The 16144-nt window shown below is 46.1% G+C and carries 13 protein-coding genes; 7 read left to right on the top strand and 6 right to left on the bottom strand.

Annotated elements, in window-relative coordinates:
* Positions 1 to 52 precede the first annotated feature (52 nt).
* The 6 genes from porV to purB all read left to right on the top strand — a co-directional run bounded on the left by porV (position 53) and on the right by purB (position 7913).
* Positions 53 to 1246 (top strand): type IX secretion system outer membrane channel protein PorV, encoded by a 1194-nt coding sequence (gene porV / locus B5M13_RS30790; protein WP_080059298.1) that lies wholly within the window; start codon positions 53 to 55, stop codon positions 1244 to 1246.
* Between the two features lie 94 nt (positions 1247 to 1340).
* Positions 1341 to 2621 (top strand): M16 family metallopeptidase, encoded by a 1281-nt coding sequence (locus tag B5M13_RS30785; protein WP_080059297.1) that lies wholly within the window; start codon positions 1341 to 1343, stop codon positions 2619 to 2621.
* Between the two features lie 162 nt (positions 2622 to 2783).
* Positions 2784 to 3434, top strand: a complete 651-nt coding sequence (plsY, locus tag B5M13_RS30780; protein WP_080059296.1) for a glycerol-3-phosphate 1-O-acyltransferase PlsY — start codon at positions 2784 to 2786, stop codon at positions 3432 to 3434.
* A 152-nt stretch (positions 3435 to 3586) separates the two neighbouring features.
* Positions 3587 to 4948: a dipeptidase gene (locus tag B5M13_RS30775; protein ID WP_080059295.1), complete on the top strand. Its 1362-nt coding sequence runs from the start codon at positions 3587 to 3589 to the stop codon at positions 4946 to 4948.
* 48 nt (positions 4949 to 4996) lie between these two features.
* Positions 4997 to 6481, top strand: coding sequence for a DUF1207 domain-containing protein (locus B5M13_RS30770; RefSeq protein WP_080059294.1), 1485 nt, complete (start codon positions 4997 to 4999; stop codon positions 6479 to 6481).
* Between the two features lie 91 nt (positions 6482 to 6572).
* Positions 6573 to 7913 (top strand): adenylosuccinate lyase, encoded by a 1341-nt coding sequence (gene purB, locus B5M13_RS30765; protein ID WP_080059293.1) that lies wholly within the window; start codon positions 6573 to 6575, stop codon positions 7911 to 7913.
* Between the two features lie 73 nt (positions 7914 to 7986).
* Here purB and proC read toward each other — a convergent pair whose 3' ends face one another.
* From proC to gatB, 3 genes are all read right to left on the bottom strand, one after another.
* Positions 7987 to 8790, bottom strand: coding sequence for a pyrroline-5-carboxylate reductase (proC, locus tag B5M13_RS30760; RefSeq protein WP_080059292.1), 804 nt, complete (start codon positions 8788 to 8790; stop codon positions 7987 to 7989).
* Positions 8791 to 8880: 90 nt separating this feature from the next.
* Positions 8881 to 10014, bottom strand: a complete 1134-nt coding sequence (locus tag B5M13_RS30755) for a TlpA disulfide reductase family protein (RefSeq protein ID WP_080059291.1) — start codon at positions 10012 to 10014, stop codon at positions 8881 to 8883.
* On the bottom strand, positions 10011 to 11501 hold the full coding sequence (gene gatB / locus B5M13_RS30750; RefSeq protein ID WP_080059290.1) for an Asp-tRNA(Asn)/Glu-tRNA(Gln) amidotransferase subunit GatB: 1491 nt from the start codon (positions 11499 to 11501) through the stop codon (positions 10011 to 10013). The genes B5M13_RS30755 and gatB overlap by 4 nt, the downstream gene beginning before the upstream one ends.
* Before the next feature lie 184 nt (positions 11502 to 11685).
* Here gatB and B5M13_RS30745 point away from each other — a divergent pair, with 184 nt between their 5' ends.
* The gene (locus B5M13_RS30745; RefSeq protein ID WP_080059289.1) at positions 11686 to 12573 is read left to right on the top strand and encodes a cupin-like domain-containing protein; all 888 of its coding nucleotides are present in this window, start codon (positions 11686 to 11688) and stop codon (positions 12571 to 12573) included.
* Between the two features lie 29 nt (positions 12574 to 12602).
* Here B5M13_RS30745 and B5M13_RS30740 read toward each other — a convergent pair whose 3' ends face one another.
* From B5M13_RS30740 to B5M13_RS30730, 3 genes are all read right to left on the bottom strand, one after another.
* Positions 12603 to 13439 carry a phytoene/squalene synthase family protein gene (locus B5M13_RS30740; RefSeq protein ID WP_080059288.1) on the bottom strand — a complete coding sequence of 279 codons (837 nt, stop codon included), beginning with the start codon at positions 13437 to 13439 and terminating at the stop codon, positions 12603 to 12605.
* 126 nt (positions 13440 to 13565) lie between these two features.
* A complete protein-coding gene (locus B5M13_RS30735) occupies positions 13566 to 15038 on the bottom strand; it encodes a phytoene desaturase family protein (protein WP_080059287.1) in 1473 nt (490 codons plus the stop codon).
* 329 nt (positions 15039 to 15367) lie between these two features.
* On the bottom strand, positions 15368 to 15883 hold the full coding sequence (locus B5M13_RS30730) for an RNA polymerase sigma factor (protein WP_080059286.1): 516 nt from the start codon (positions 15881 to 15883) through the stop codon (positions 15368 to 15370).
* Between the last annotated feature and the right edge of the window lie 261 nt (positions 15884 to 16144).

Raw genomic sequence — 16144 nt, 5'->3', positions numbered from 1 at the left:
GCCCTATCGCATTTACCACAATCAGTGGCTGTCGTTGACCAACACTCTTTGTATGAAGCGCACTTTTTTCCGTGTTATACTCGGCGTCTGTATTTCTTCCCCTCTCGTCGTATCTGCTCAAAATAATCTTAACGGCCAGCCTCTCAATGTTCCAACCTCTTCTGTCCCGTTTCTGAACTTTACGCCTGACGCTCGTTCGGGAGCGTTGGGGGATGCCGGGGTTGCATTAGGTGATCCTGACGCTAACTCGGTGTTCTGGAATCCATCGAAACTGGTTTTTGCCAAGGAGAGTAAGGGATTAGCACTTTCATATACGCCCTGGTTACGGAACCTTATCGGTGATATGTATTACACCTATCTGAGCGGTTACTCAAAAGTGGGCAGAAATACGGCTATATCGGGGTCATTGCTTTACTTCGATCTCGGAACGGTCGATTTTACAACCGCCAATGGGGTAGCAGCCGGAACGTTCAACTCGCGGGAATATGCTATTACGGCCTCTGTTTCTCAACGACTATCCGAAACGTTTTCATTGGCGGCTAGTGTAAAATATTTGAATTCTAACCTGGCAGCAGGCAGCAGCAATCCTGGCCTGAAGCCAGGCTCTACAGCCGCTGCCGAAATCAGTGCTTATTATCATGACGAAGCGCGTGATAACGCAACCGGTAAAGGTGTAGGCTGGGCATTTGGTGGGATGATATCTAACCTGGGAGGCCGACTCAATTACGGTGGTACGCAGAGCTATTTTATTCCGACAAACCTTCGTTTAGGAACCTGCCTGACCCTGTTTGCCGACCAATACAATAAGTTTAACTTTGTACTGGATGCCAATAAGCTGATGGTCCCAACGCCAAACTATCAAACCATTAATGGTACATCGGTTAATGTAAATGCCAACAAAAATTATTTCGATTCCATCTTTGGGTCGTTTGCTGATGCACCGGGTGGATTTAGCGAAGAATTGAAAGAAATTACTTTGTCGACAGGGATTGAGTACTGGTACAATGATCAGTTTGCAGCACGGGTCGGCTATTTCAATGAATCGAATGAGAAAGGAGGGCGGAAATACGTAACAACAGGTATTGGCCTTCGGCTTCAACAGCGCTTTGGCGTCGATTTTTCGTACCTGATTCCGGTTAAACAAGGTAGCCCGCTGGCCGATACATTCCGCATTTCGCTGGTTTTCAACTTCGCTAAAGGAACTGGTATCGGTGGTGACGACGAAGCCTTAAACGACGAAAATTAAAGAGTGAAAGAGGGAACGAGTGAATGAGTGAGAAAAGCGAACGAAAGCTTATTTCACTCATTCACTCGTTCCCTCTTTCACTCTTTCCTTTTATATGACACTCGATAGAACACAATCTCCTGCCTTTCAGGCTATTCATGAAGTACATTTGCCTTCAGTTCAATCGCATCGCTTGGACAATGGTATTCCGCTGCATCTAATTTCAGTAGTTCAGCAACCCGTCCTTCGACTGGAGTGCGTTTTTGAGGCTGGAACCTGGTATGAGCATGTGCCAGGAAGTGCATTTTTTTCTGTAAAGATGCTTGCTGAAGGGACAGCAGCGCGCTCATCAGCTCAAATTAGTGAATACATTGATCGATATGGGGCCTTTCTGGAACTGAATAGTGGACCTGATCGAGCGAGTATTGTCATTTACTGTCTCACCAAGTTCCTTCCGAATGTTTTACCCTTATTACGGGAAATGCTCGATGAGCCAACCTTCCCGCAAAAAGAGCTGGAAGACTTACGAAATATCACGCTGCAAAATCTGCGGGTCAATTTTGAAAAGAACGCCTATCTGGCTGGTATTCTGCTTCGTGAAAAACTGTTTGGAGCCGATCACCCGTATGGGCGTAGCCAGCGCCCTGCTGCTATCGAACAGTTGAGTCGTGAACAGGTGGTAGCATTCTATGAACGAGTCATTCAAAATCGACCGTTCCAGATCATTCTGGCTGGACAGGCTACAGAAACCGAAGTACTACTTATCAACCAGGTATTAGGCCAGTCGCTTATCCGAACGGATAGTTTACCTCCTTTTGCCGATAAACCATCAGAGTCTGCCGAGCAGGTGGTGCTGGCAGAAAAGCCAGATAGTATACAATCGTCCATACGGATAGGGCGTCGGCTGTTTACACGTTCCCATCCCGATTTTTTCCGAATGCTCGTAACAAACGAAGTGCTGGGAGGCTACTTTGGCTCGCGACTAATGAAGAATATCCGGGAAGAGAAAGGCTTTACGTATGGTATTTCATCAAATATGCCGTCATTCCGGCACGATGGGTATTTTATGATCGGTACCGATGTTAATAAAGAAAATACACAGCAGACATTAGACGAGATTCAAAAAGAAATTCATACGTTGCAGACAGAGCTGGTTTCAGACGATGAACTTGACGTTGTAAAAAATTATATGGCTGGTGAATTTGTTGGTTCGCTCAACACACCATTTGAAATTGCCGACCGCTACAAAGTGATTTTACTGGATGGTATGCCTGCCGATTTCCTGACAACGTATATTTCACAAATTCGATCTGTTACCTCTTTGGATATTATGGAAACTTCTATGAAATATTTAGATATGAATAATCTAAAAGAGATAGTTGTTGGAGGTAAATAGGGGTTATTTGTAACTTATTCGCAGCATGCCCCTGGTTTGTAGCTGAAAAAAATTGGCCGTTTAGTAACAATCCCTTAATTTTGGGGTTACATTCCTTTACAGAACCTGCTGTTTTTGGCGGACAGTTTCTTTATCCAATAAGTACCTACTTTAGTTGAATTGATGAATGTTCTGTTAATTTGCCTTACCACCGTAGTAGCTTATTTGTTAGGCTCAATCCCAACCGCAGTCTGGTATGGTCAGGGATTTTTTGGAATTGATATTCGAAAATTCGGAAGCGGTAATGCGGGAGCTACCAATACGTTTCGGGTACTAGGAAAACGAGCCGGTACTATTGTGATGCTGGTGGATGTGCTAAAAGGATACACAGCCGCTATTCTGTCTACCCTGCTATGGTATGCCGATGTAATCACCGAAACTGAAATCCTTACCTTCAAGATTGTTTTTGGGCTGGTTGCCGTAATCGGGCACTTATATCCGGTTTTTGCCAATTTTAAAGGCGGTAAAGGCGTGGCTACCTTGCTCGGGATGGTGCTGGCAACGCACCCCGAAATGGCGCTGGTGTGCATCGGAATTTTCCTGCTTGTGGTGATTGCCTCGCAATACGTGTCGCTTGGCTCTATCATGGCTGCCTTAGCGTTCCCTGTATTGCTGCTCCTACAGATCTTTGGTCAGAAAGAAAATCCGCTGCTGATTGTATTCGGCTTTGTGATTTTTCTACTGGTCGTTTTTACCCATCAGAAAAACATTGGTCGCCTGCTTCGGGGCGAAGAAAACCGAACCGTTCTGATCCGTTTTCGCAAAAAGCAGTAAGCCTTTTTTCTATACACTCAGTTTTGCCCCGTGGTTGCGCGAAAAGTGCGTAACTTCGGGGCAAAATTTTTTGGATGTATGATATATGATATAGGAAGTTTGATGTATTAATGGCTGAGCTATATCATACATCATACATCATACATCCAGATATGACTACCTACCTTGAAGCCAACAAACAGCGGTTCCTGGACGAATTGTTTGATTTACTGCGCATTCCATCGGTTTCGGCCGACTCTGCATTTAAAGCAGATGTACGTCGGGCGGCTGAATTTGTGAGAGATAAGCTAACGGCTGCCGGCCTTGATAAGGCGACCTTGTATGAGACTCCAGGCCATCCAATCGTCTATGCCGAAAAAATAGTGGACCCTAATAAGCCAACGGTTTTGGTCTATGGTCATTACGATGTGCAGCCTGCCGATCCCTACGAACTTTGGGAGTCTCCTCCGTTTGAACCAACCATCCGTAACGAACGCGTGTATGCACGGGGAGCCTGCGACGATAAAGGGCAGTTTTACATGCATATCAAAGCGGTCGAAGCAATGGTAGCAACCGACGGCTTACCCTGTAATGTGAAAGTGATGATCGAAGGCGAAGAAGAAGTCGGCTCCGATCACCTGGGTATGTTTGTAACCCAAAACCGTGAGCTGCTAAAAGCCGATGTGATTCTGATTTCGGATACCAGCATTATATCAAACGAAACGCCTTCGCTGGAGATGGGCCTACGTGGTCTGTCCTATGTAGAAGTTCAGGTTACGGGGGCCAACCGCGACCTGCATTCGGGTGTATATGGAGGTGCCGTAGCAAATCCGATCAATGTACTGGCCCGAATGATTGCGTCGCTTCATGATGAAAACGGACGGATCACGATTCCCGGTTTCTACGATAAGGTTGAAGACCTGAGCGATGAAGAGCGGACTGAACTGGCGAAAGCACCGTTTGATCTGGAAGAGTATAAGCGTGATTTGGGGATCAAAGATGTAATGGGCGAAACAGGCTATTCGACCAACGAACGTACATCAATTCGGCCTACGCTGGATGTGAATGGTATCTGGGGGGGCTATATTGGCGAAGGAGCCAAAACAGTTCTGCCGTCCAAAGCATCGGCTAAAATCAGTATGCGTTTAGTACCTAATCAGACGCCTGATGAAATTACAGACTTGTTTACCCGGCATTTTCTGTCCATTGCTCCTCCGGGGGTTACGGTCACAGTAACCCCCCATCATGGAGGAATGCCTTATGTTACGCCTGTTGATTCCGTTGAATTTGAAGCAGCCAGTAAAGCGTTTGAGGATGCCTGGGGTAAAAAACCGATTCCAACCAGAGGGGGTGGTAGCATACCTATTACGGCGTTATTTGAGAAAGAGCTTGGTATCAAATCGATTCTGATGGGTTTTGGTCTGGATGCCGATGCACTGCACTCCCCCAATGAGAGTTATGGCCTGTTTAATTTCTACAAAGGCATCGAAACCATTCCTTATTTTTATAAGCATTACGCAGCCCTGAAGCAGTAATCAGTTGTGCATCGCAAACACTCCAAGCCTAATCCTGTCTTGTCTTACATGAAAAAAACGCTGTTGGCTCTTTCAATAAGTTTCATTGCCGCCAACTGGGCTTTGGCTCAGCAGGCTCCCACGTCGCAGCCGACTCGTGTCCTAACCCCCGCCGAGCAACGGCAGAAAGAAAAAATAGAGCGAGAAATTCAGCGGGAACGGCAAATTCGGGCTGAGTGGTTGCAGAAACAGCGTGAATACGAAGCTAAACAGGCTGAGAAAGAACGGCAGAAACAGGCCAAAAAAGCCGCGAAAGAAAACCCACCCCAGGAAACGGTCAAGCCAGTCCCGGCTGCGGTAACTCCACCCACTGTGCCATCAGTAGCTCCCCCTGTTGTTAGTCAACCTGCCGAAACACCACCGGTAGTGACTGAGCCATCGCGAAAAGAGCTGAGGGAAAAGCGCAAGCAGGAGGAGCAGGAGGCTAAGGCTGCAAAAGCCGCACAGGACAAAGCCGACCGGGAAGCGAAAGCGGCAAAAGCTGCGCAGGAAAAGGCTGAACGTGATGCCAAAAAAGCTGCTGAATCGAGTTCGGCGTCCCCTCGTTCGTTTGCGCCACCAGCACCAGTCGCTCCGGTTGCGACTGAACCCGTAGCTGCGCCACAAATCGAAAAGGCGCAGCGTCCAAGACGGGAACGTAAAGCCGCTCCGGTTAAACCTGACTCTGTAGCCGCTGCACCTGCTAGTTCGGTAGCGCCATCGGTTGTCCGGACCAATAAAGAATTTTTGCCGAAAGGTCATTTGTTCGAACCTATTTTGCTGGACCCCCTGGAAGCGCAAACATATGGTAGTGTTTTCCCTGCTTACTGGACTGAAGGTGAAAAATATAAAGGGAGTATAGTGCCTTTTGCGTTTGGTTTTGCCAAGCCCTTTTACCGACATACAAGTGCTCCCGATCGGGCCGAAGAATGGGTACTGGATTTAGCTTCATTTACCCAGTTTGAAGCCTACCATGACGCGGTAGCTAACAAAGCTCGTCGGCGGATAATGAACACGGATTACAAAATCAGTATCATCTATAATATCCGACGGGGCGAGAACAATTACCGAATCCGGGTTTACCATCTATCGTCGCATCTGGGCGATGATTATATTTTTCGGAACCAAATAACGGCCCCTTCGCCCAATGCTGTAAACTACGAATTATTGGATTTTACCTATAGCCGGACGGTAAACAACTGGCGGTTGTATGGTGGGGCGGGTGTTGTACTTCGTAAGACCGAAGAACGGAAGCCTCTAAGCGCCCAATTGGGTGCGTTTTATAAAAAACCATCCACTAGAGCAGCGCGATTGGTAGGTGGTGTCGATGTTAAATTCTGGCAGCAAACTAACTTTCGACCAGGTATTCACGGTGGTATCGGTTTCGAGCTGGGCCGGACTCAAAATAATTTAACGTTTCTTCTGGAGGGATATTCAGGGTTTAGGCCGTATAGCCAGTACGAAGATCAACAAACAGCCTGGATTGGCCTTGGACTATACCTGAACCCGTTTTGATATAGGATATAGGATGTATGCTATAGGATGTAAGGTAAAGCCATTTACATTCTAGCTCATACATCATATTGTATACATCATACATCATTTTATGAGTTTATCTGCATTAACAGCTATTTCACCAGTCGATGGACGGTATCGGTCTCAGGTTGAGACTCTGGCTCCTTATTTTTCCGAGCTTGGCCTGATTCATTACCGGGTACGCATCGAGATCGAATATTTTATAGCACTTTGTGAATGGCCAATTCCTCAATTGTCGGGTGTTGAGTCGGCACAGTTTCCTGCGTTGCGCGCGTTGTATGAGAATTTCTCGGAGGCCGATGCCCTACGGATCAAGGAAATTGAAAAGACAACCAATCATGACGTAAAGGCTGTTGAGTACTTTATTAAAGAAAAACTGAAAGGCTCGCCGGTAGAACCTTATCTCGAATTTGTCCACTTTGGGCTTACGTCACAGGATATCAACAATACAGCTATCCCGCTGTTGTTAAGTGATGCCTGCGAAACCGAAATAAAACCCTTATACCAGCAGGTTTTTGTCCGGCTCCAGGAATTGGCAGAGCAATGGAAAGACGTACCTATGCTGGCGCGTACGCACGGACAACCTGCGTCGCCAACCCGGCTGGGTAAGGAAATCCAGGTTTTCATTGAGCGCATAGAGAAGCAGTTGCACTTACTGTCGAATATCCCTGTGGCAGCTAAATTCGGTGGAGCAACGGGTAATTTCAACGCCCATTTTGTCGCCTATCCACACGAAGACTGGAAGAAATTTGGTGATACCTTTGTCGAGAGCCTAGGTATGGTACGTAGCCAGTTTACAACGCAGATTGAGCATTACGATATGCTGGCGGCTACGCTTGATGCCTACAAACGTCTGAATACAATTCTGGTCGATCTGGATCGCGACATCTGGACGTATGTGTCCATGAATTACTTCAAACAGAAATTGAAGGCAGGTGAAGTTGGCTCATCCGCTATGCCGCATAAGGTCAATCCGATTGATTTTGAAAACTCAGAAGGAAATCTGGGTATTGCTAATGCATTGTTTGAGCACCTGTCGGCCAAATTGCCTATTTCCCGGCTACAGCGCGACCTGACCGATTCGACCGTTTTGCGGAGTATCGGTGTCCCGTTCGCGCATTCGGTTATTGCGTTGAAATCGTTGCTGAAAGGGTTAAATAAACTGGAGTTGAATCAGGCCGCCATTCATGCCGATCTGGAAGATAATTGGGCTGTTGTTGCTGAAGGTATACAAACCGTACTCCGCCGTGAAGGATACCCACAGCCTTATGAGGCCTTGAAAGCCCTAACACGTACGAACGAGAAAATTACCGAGCAGGCGATTCTGCAATTTATTAATGAGCTGAATGTATCCGATGCTGTAAAAGATGAACTTCGAGCCATTACCCCATTTAGTTATACAGGTTTGTAGTGTGGACAGAAGTCCGCTTTTCTGATTTTACATGTGTAATATATTCAGAGAAAGCGAACTTCTGTACTTGTTGCTAGCCTTTCGAAAGTTCGGTGGCCCGGACCTGGGCTGCCTTAATACCAGCAACTAACGTATCGGCCAACGCACCATTCTCAAAGGTTCGTAGAGCGGCTTCGGTAGTGCCACCTTTAGAGGCTACGGCTTTAATGAGGTCATCGAGCGATTTGTCGGCGTTGTTGATCAGGTGATAAGCGCCAAGCATAGTCTGTTTAACCAGTAAGGCGGAAACGGCATCATCGAAACCCATCTGCTTGCCGGCATCGACCATTGCCTTTACCACATAGTAGAAATAGGCCGGGCCGCTACCACTCAGGGCCGTAACGGCATCGAGCATGGCTTCGTCTTCCAGAAAAATGGATCGGCCGGTAGCATTGATCAGATTTTCGACGCGACGAAGGTTCGCCAGATCGACTTCTTTAGCGGCTGTGAATCCTGTAATACCCATACCCAGCATAGCGGGTGTATTAGGCATCGCCCGTACCACCAGCGGATGCCCGAGTTTTTCCTGAATTTGCGCGATTGGAATCCCCGCCATAATCGATAGAATCATCTGATTTGGCTGAATAATGGTCCGGAGAGATTCATGCACACTGTTGAAATCCTGAGGTTTCACGGATAGAATAATCAAATCCGTTTCGCCAACATGTGGTCCGATGGTTTCTACCACAACCCCTGCCTTTTCGGCCTTCAGAGCTTCTGAACGATCCGCACTTTTTTCAATTAAGAGCAGGTTTTCTTTCTTTACCAGATCGTACTGTAAAAACGATTTGGCAAATGCCATACCCATGTTGCCGCAACCAACAATAGCGATTTTCATAATGGAGGGGAAATGACTAAAGGAAGAAAGGGACGAAGAGAGTGAGATTAGCTTTCTCCCCTTCGTCCCTTTCTTCCTTTCTCCTTTCGTTTATTTTACTTGTAACACTTCTTCTAATTTTTGTTCGAGCGCTTCTCCCCGCAGGTTTTTGGCAATGATCTTACCGTCTTTGTCGAGTAGGAAAGTAGCCGGTATGGCCTGCACGCCATACTGCTGGGCAGCTGCCGATTGCCAGAATTTCAGATCCGAAACGTGTGTCCAGGTCAGGTTGTCGTTGCGAATGGCTTTCACCCACTTGTCTTTTGTCTGATCAAGCGAGACGCTGTAAATGGCAAAACCGCGATCCTTAAACTTATTGTACATTCGGACCACGTTGGGATTTTCGGCGCGGCAGGGGCCACACCACGACGCCCAAAAGTCGATCAGTACGTATTTGCCGCGCAGAGACGAGAGGGGAACTGGATTTCCGGTAGTATCGCTCAGCGCAATTTCAGGGGCAGAGGCACCAATCGACACGCCTTTAATCCGGGCAACTCGGCCAATCAGTGATTTAGCATGCGGGCTATTCGGGTTCTCTTTCTCGAATTTCTGGGCCAGTTGGTCGTAAACAGCGAAATCGGTATCGATATTGATGAAATTCAGCGCAAATAGCGATACCAGCGAGGTACCCATTTCGGGCAACATGGCTTTTACTTTGTTCACTACATCCTGCTCGGCGGTCTGGTATTCCTGCTCAATCTGAGCAATCCGTTTATTATCTTTCTTTTCCGTAGCAGCCGCAACCTGTTTGTTCCACGTCTGTACTTTGGCTTCCATATCAGTACGGAGCGTATTCAGCTTCTCGTAATACTCCATGTTTTTGGAACCTGTAACGGTAGCCTTTCCCATCTGGCCGGTTTTCTGGTCCATTCGGAAGCCATCGGCTGTTACTCTCAGGGTTTCGCCCCCTTCAACCAACAGGGCCATTTTTTGTCCACCCCCTACATTAAGAATAAATACTTCTCCACCATCGGCTACTTTGCCATTAATGGTGAAGGTATTATCGGTTCCAACTTTTGTGGAGTCGATTTTACGCGTAGGTTGGGAATTCGCTTCCAGGTAGACGTAACTGCCCGGTGTTGCTTTGGCGATTTTTCCGGTTACGGTAAACGACTTTGTGGTTTGTGCGTTGGTTGTCAGGCTTAGGGCCATAAGGCTCGCCAGGCAGTATACTAAATGTTTCATTTTTTTTGTAGGGTCTTCGCTAACAACTCATTCACTAATTTGGGGTCGGCCGATCCTTTCGATTTTTTCATAACCTCACCGACAAATAAGCCCATTAAATTCTTTTTGCCTTTGTGAAACTGTTCTACTTTATCGGGCCAGGCAGCCAGTACTTCTTCTACCAACGTTTGTAATGCATCGGTATTGCGATTCTGAATCAGTCCGTTGGCCCGGGCCAATTCTTCTGGCGATGCATCGGGCTGGGCTAGTAACAGACCAAACACTTGTTGGGCCGCTGTCTGACTAATCGTTGCGTTGGCTACCAGCTCAATTAAAGCCGCTAATTGACTAGCCGAAACGGGAAACTGACGTTCGCGTAACGTTTTGTCTGTAAGTTGGCCTTTTACGGGCCCCATAATCCAGTTCGATGCGGCTTTATACTGGGTAGTATGCTGACAAACGGCTTCAAAATAGTCGGCCAGTTCTTTAGCATCAGTCAGTATAGCAGCATCGTACTCAGGCAACCCATACGTAGCAGTTAATTTCTGGAACAAAGCTGCTGGCAGCATAGGCATCCGGGCCTGAATGTCGGCCAGCCACTCGTCCGAAATGACCACGGGTGTGAGGTCGGGATCGGGGAAGTAGCGATAGTCATTCATCGTTTCTTTCTCCCGCATAGCGTAGCTGAGGCCCGTAGCTGCATCGAACGTGCGGGTTTCCTGCGTAATTTTTCCGCCCGTTTCTACCAGTTCGACCTGCCGCCGGAACTCACCATCAACAGCCCGCATAACGTTCCGTATGGAGTTCAGGTTTTTCACTTCAACCTTCGTGCCGAGTTTTGTTGAACCCTTCGGGCGAATCGAAACATTTACATCACAGCGGAGCGATCCTTCTTCCATATTGCCATCGCAGATGTCCAGATACCGAACCAGCCGCCGAACTTCGGTCAGGTATTGTCCAGCTTCATCGGCCGTGCGGATACAGGGTTCGGTCACCATCTCAATCAGTGGCGTACCTGCTCGGTTATAATCGAGCTGAGTGGCCCATTCGTCGCCATCGTGGATGCTTTTTCCCGCATCTTCTTCGAGGTGAATATGATGAAGCTGAATGGTTGTTTGGTAGGGTTCTCCCGTTACAGGATCTTTTACTTTTACCAAAATACCACCGCCTACACAGATGGGGCCTTTATCCTGCGATAATTGGTAGCCTTTAGGAAGGTCGGGATAAAAATAATTTTTACGGGCAAAGATGTTTCGGCGTGTGATGTCACTTCCGCAGGCTATACCGATCCGAACAGCGTACTCAATGGCTTTCCGGTTCAGTTTGGGTAACGTGCCTGGATGCGCCAGCGTAATGACACTAATATTCGTATTGGGTTCTGCGCCAAATGAGTTGGCATCGGCTGCAAAAATTTTGCTTTCTGTAAGCAACTGGCAGTGTACTTCCAGTCCGACAACCGCTTCGTATCGGGAAAGAATTTCTGGCGAGAGGGCTGCTTCGGCTACCATAGGTAGATAGTATGATTTTACGCAAAGATAGCTAGAAATCAAACAGAGGGGGTAATGATTGCCAGAGTATCAACTACTAAACGAAACCGCCGAACAATAAATACGCAGGAGGGGAGTTGTCCATGTTGGTAAACTTAAAGTCTAAAGTGTAAAATGACTTTTTGTCTACTGACCAACCCATAAGATGGATACCCAAACAGTTGAACTGGTTCGTGAAGGAGCCCTGGTTGTTGAGAAGAAATATAATTTAAGTTACGAAGAGTTTGCAGAAAAGCATCTTTTCAGCAACTATCCGGTTGTTATTGGCGATGCCTGCGCTGCATGGTCGGCCAAGAATAAGTTTACCCCTGATTTTTTTAAGAAACATTATAGCGATCGAAAGGTAGAGATTAGCGGGAAGAGCTATACCCTGGGCGAATATATCGACTGGATGCTGACCGGCAATGAAGAAAATCCGGCCCCTTACCCGTGTACGCTTCAGATTGAGCGGGATTATCCTGAGCTGTTGCCCGACGTTTTACCTCGCTTTAAATACGCACTGCCCGATCGAATCAACAGTAAGCTGCTACCCAAACGATTTCTGTCGGGGGCGAATACACTGGAAATATTTTTTGGCAGTCCGGGCGCTCAGTTTCCCTACGTGCATTACGATTATATGTGTCTGCATGCCTACATCACGCAACTATATGGAGAAAAAGAGTTTACGGTGATTCCTCCCGATCAGACGCCCTATGTGTATCCCCGGCCCGATAATCTCTGGGTATCGCAGGTAGATGATGTGTGGAATCCAGATCTGGAAAAGTATCCTCTGTTTGCAAAAACTACACCTATAAAATTTGTCGTTGGCCCTGGCGAAACACTGTTTATTCCCTGTGGCTGGTGGCACACGGCCCGTTCGTTAACGCCTACGATCTCGGTAGCGCTCGACTGCCTGAATGGTTCCAACTGGAAAAATTTTATGAATGAGGTCGATATGAATATGCAGCAACGTCGGCCTAAGCTGGCTGGAGCTATTCAGACCTACCTGTCTGTAGTCGGCTCAGTCTTGGGTACGATGGAAAAAATGGCATAAGGAAGCGCTGACAATCCAAAATAACGATATCAGATTACGTTGAGTCGATACTTCAGATACGTTTGGGCTAATAAGGCAATTTTTTGCGGATTAGGCACCCGGATTCGCTCGTTCTGAATCCGGGAAGCTGGGAGCTGTTTAATTTTATTGAATAAGGTCTGGTAATACATATACGCCAGATAAACACCCATTCGTGCACCTCGGGGCAGGTTCATAATCCCGATGTAGGCCTCGTCGAAGTCGCGTTGAATATCACATTCAATGCATTGTTTAACATCCAGATCGAAATTGCTGAAGTCAATACCCGGAAAGTATGTACGTCCCCGCTCCACATAGTCACTTTTCATATCCCGCAGAAAATTTACTTTCTGAAAGGCAGCGCCCAGTTTACAGGCTGGTTCGCGCAGTCGGTTGAATTCAGCCGGGTCTCCTTCGCAAAAAACACGAAGACACATTAAGCCAACGACTTCTGCCGAACCATAAATGTACTGCTGATACCCTTCCGACGTATAATTCTGATGATAGAGGTCCATTTCCATACTTTTCAGGAAGGACTCGATCAGTTCATGCTCGATTTTGTATTGCCTGACCACCAACTGAAACGATTGTAACACAGGGTTCAGACTGATGCCTTCTTCGATGGCTTGGTACGTATCGAATTTGAAACGATCAAGCAGCGTCTTTTTATCGTAGTCATGGAACGTATCCACAATTTCGTCGGCATATCGAACGAATCCATAGATAGCGTAGATCGGAAAATGAAATTTACGATCAAGGGTTTTGATGCCAAGCGTAAATGACGTACTGTAACGTTCCGTAATCAGCTTACTACATTCCAGTGCGGTTTTATTGAACAACGCCATCATAGAGTTTATAGTAGGAAGGGTTTATTGAGTAAATGCCCAAAAAGATACGAATCCTAAGTGTAAAGGGTATATATTCTTAGTAAATTCGATTTTATGTCATTTTGTTTAGTTATTCGGCCTATAAAGTTAAACAAATTCTTTGGCAACTTCATCAGCAACGACTAACCCTGAAATTAATGATGGCGGAACTCCCGGCCCTGGTACGGTAAGTTGACCCGTGTAAAACAGATTATTGATATGTTTATTCTTTAACGAAGGCTTTAAAATGGCCGTTTGCCGAAGTGTATTGGCCAGGCCATAGGCATTACCTCTAAAGGCATGGTAATCATTTTTGAAATCGCTATGGGCATAGCTCCGTTTAAACACGATATGACTACGAATGGCTTCGCCTACATAAGCTTCCAGACGATCCATGATCATGTTGAAATAATGCTCACGCGTTTCTGTATTATCGGTAAGATCAGGAGCTACAGGTATCAGCAGAAACAGGTTTTCAGAGCCTTCAGGCGCTACACTAGGATCGGTTTTTGATGGCGCTGAGGCATAAAACAGTGGTTTGCTCGGCCAGCGTGGCGTTTCATAGATTTCCTGTGCATGTAGTTTGAAATCCTCGTCAAAGAAGAGGTTATGGTGTTGTAAACGGGGAATTCGTTTGTTCACGCCAACATAGAACAACAGCGAAGACGGGGCCATTATACGTTTCTGCCAATAAGTGTCGTCATAATTCCGATATTGTTGTTCAAGAAGTTGCGTATCGACATGATGATAGTCGGCTCCGGCTATAACTACATCTGTTTCAAAAATCCCATTTTCAGTAATTACTCGCTTTGCATTTTTAGCAGCTATCTCAATTGACTTTACGGGCTGATTCAGCAGTAATTTGACCCCTTTTTCTTCGGCCAGGCTAACCATCGCTTTTACTATTTCATACATGCCGCCCATAGGGTACCAGGTACCCAAAGCCATTTCGGCATAGTTCATGAGGCTATACATGGCAGGTGTATTCTCCGGGGTAGCGCCAAGAAAAAGGATCGGAAACTCAATAATCTCGAGCAACCGTGGATGCCTGAAGAATTTGCGGGCGTGGGTAGCAAAGGATTGAAAAACATCCAGCCGCGTTACATCATACAGAAGTTTCAGGCTCAGAAACTCGGTGATAGATCGGCTGGGCTTCCAGACAAATTTATTCATGCCTACTTCATACTTGTAGGAAGCCTGCTTTAAAAACTGGTGAAGTTTCGCCCCACTGCCTGGCTCGATCTGATCAAAAAGCTTTTCCAGATTTGGAATACCGGCGGGTAAATTAATGACCTCAGCAGGGCTAAAAATAACTGAGTAGGAAGGGTCTAACCGAACAAGCTTATAATAATCAGAAGTTTTCTTGCCAAAACGCGAAAAATAGGTGTCAAAAACATCAGGCATCCAGTACCAGCTTGGACCCATGTCGAATGTAAAGCCTTTTGCCTGGAAAACCCGTGCCCGGCCACCTGGCATCTCATTTTTTTCAAGAACTGTAACATCATAGCCTTTATCAGCAAGGCTGGTTGCGGCAGCCAGACCTGCGAATCCGGCTCCAATAACAAGTACGCGTTGGGGCATTAGTCAGAAAATTGTTGATTGAGACAACACTTTGCAATTGAGGAAGCTTTTTTGGTGTGTGAACCTACTCGAAAAATGATGAAAAAGCAGCCAGAGTGATGAATAAATATCGGCTACTACAGAAACAGGAAGGAGGGAAGTATGTTTCCGTAAACCTTTTGGAAAGCATAGAGGAGCTGTACTAACTATTGCAAGTGTCTGATTGCCAGGGGGTAAAAACAAAAAAAGTTGGGCGGATGCCACCCAACTTTTTCGAACCTTCCTCTTTTTTAACCAAAAACTACTCAATCAATATCTCTTAGACGGAGGGTCAGCAAAAAAGTATCACATTACGAATTAAAATATGCGTAAACTTTTAGCTGATCTTTCAATTCTTTCCGGGCAATGTGAATCCGGTTTTTTACCGTACCAATAGGAATATTGAGTTTTGCTGCAATCTCGTGGTATTTAAATCCACGGAAATGCATCATAAATGGGGTTTTATATGTATCGTCAAGTCCATTTACTGCCCGGTTGATATCATCCTGTGCAAACGACGAGTATGCCAGGTTATCGGTGCTGCTCTCCATGGAATTGATATAATGCAGATTGTCAGTTGTATCAATAAACGTGTTCTTACGCACCATGCGCTGATAGTTTGTAATGAATGTGTTTTTCATGATCGTATACAACCAGGCTTTCAGATTGGTACCATCCGTGTATTTATCACGATTGGTAAACGCTTTCAGCAGGGTGTCTTGCAACAGATCGTTTGCATCTTCAACATCTTTTGTTAAACGCAGCGCAAATGGGCGTAAAGATTTAGACACTTTGCCAATATGGTTAGTAAATTCGAGAGCTGTCATGGCTGTTTAGTTTTTCTGTTGAATCACATCTGACCTGTTTAAGACAAAAAAACAACCAGTCTCGTTGGAAGTAGTGGAAAAGCGGCTAACTTCTATGGTAACTTACTGACTTACAAATGTTTAATTTTTGGCAAAATTATTTTTGTAAACAGCGCCAGCGATAATTTGTGGTAGAAAGTGTGGAATAATTCCCCCATTATGTGGAATGGAAGTGTGGATTTTGTTTAAACTTCGTGGAAAATGATTGAACAAGGTTGCTAA

The sequence above is a fragment of the Spirosoma aerolatum genome, from assembly GCF_002056795.1.
GTDB classification, from domain to species: domain Bacteria; phylum Bacteroidota; class Bacteroidia; order Cytophagales; family Spirosomataceae; genus Spirosoma; species Spirosoma aerolatum.
Note: the sequence above shows the minus strand (reverse complement) of the source record. Positions and strands in the feature narration are given on the sequence as shown.

Bases quoted from the DNA above. Each gene is read 5' to 3' on its own strand.
- purB (WP_080059293.1), top strand. From the start codon at position 6,573: ATGAGTTTATCTGCATTAACAGCTATTTCACCAGTCGATGGACGGTAT.
- proC (WP_080059292.1), bottom strand. From the start codon at position 8,790: ATGAAAATCGCTATTGTTGGTTGCGGCAACATGGGTATGGCATTTGCC.
- B5M13_RS30735 (WP_080059287.1), bottom strand. From the start codon at position 15,038: ATGCCCCAACGCGTACTTGTTATTGGAGCCGGATTCGCAGGTCTGGCT.
- B5M13_RS30740 (WP_080059288.1), bottom strand. From the start codon at position 13,439: ATGATGGCGTTGTTCAATAAAACCGCACTGGAATGTAGTAAGCTGATT.
- B5M13_RS30770 (WP_080059294.1), top strand. From the start codon at position 4,997: ATGAAAAAAACGCTGTTGGCTCTTTCAATAAGTTTCATTGCCGCCAAC.
- B5M13_RS30730 (WP_080059286.1), bottom strand. From the start codon at position 15,883: ATGACAGCTCTCGAATTTACTAACCATATTGGCAAAGTGTCTAAATCT.
- B5M13_RS30775 (WP_080059295.1), top strand. From the start codon at position 3,587: ATGACTACCTACCTTGAAGCCAACAAACAGCGGTTCCTGGACGAATTG.
- B5M13_RS30745 (WP_080059289.1), top strand. From the start codon at position 11,686: ATGGATACCCAAACAGTTGAACTGGTTCGTGAAGGAGCCCTGGTTGTT.
- plsY (WP_080059296.1), top strand. From the start codon at position 2,784: ATGAATGTTCTGTTAATTTGCCTTACCACCGTAGTAGCTTATTTGTTA.
- porV (WP_080059298.1), top strand. From the start codon at position 53: ATGAAGCGCACTTTTTTCCGTGTTATACTCGGCGTCTGTATTTCTTCC.
- gatB (WP_080059290.1), bottom strand. From the start codon at position 11,501: ATGGTAGCCGAAGCAGCCCTCTCGCCAGAAATTCTTTCCCGATACGAA.
- B5M13_RS30755 (WP_080059291.1), bottom strand. From the start codon at position 10,014: ATGAAACATTTAGTATACTGCCTGGCGAGCCTTATGGCCCTAAGCCTG.
- B5M13_RS30785 (WP_080059297.1), top strand. From the start codon at position 1,341: ATGACACTCGATAGAACACAATCTCCTGCCTTTCAGGCTATTCATGAA.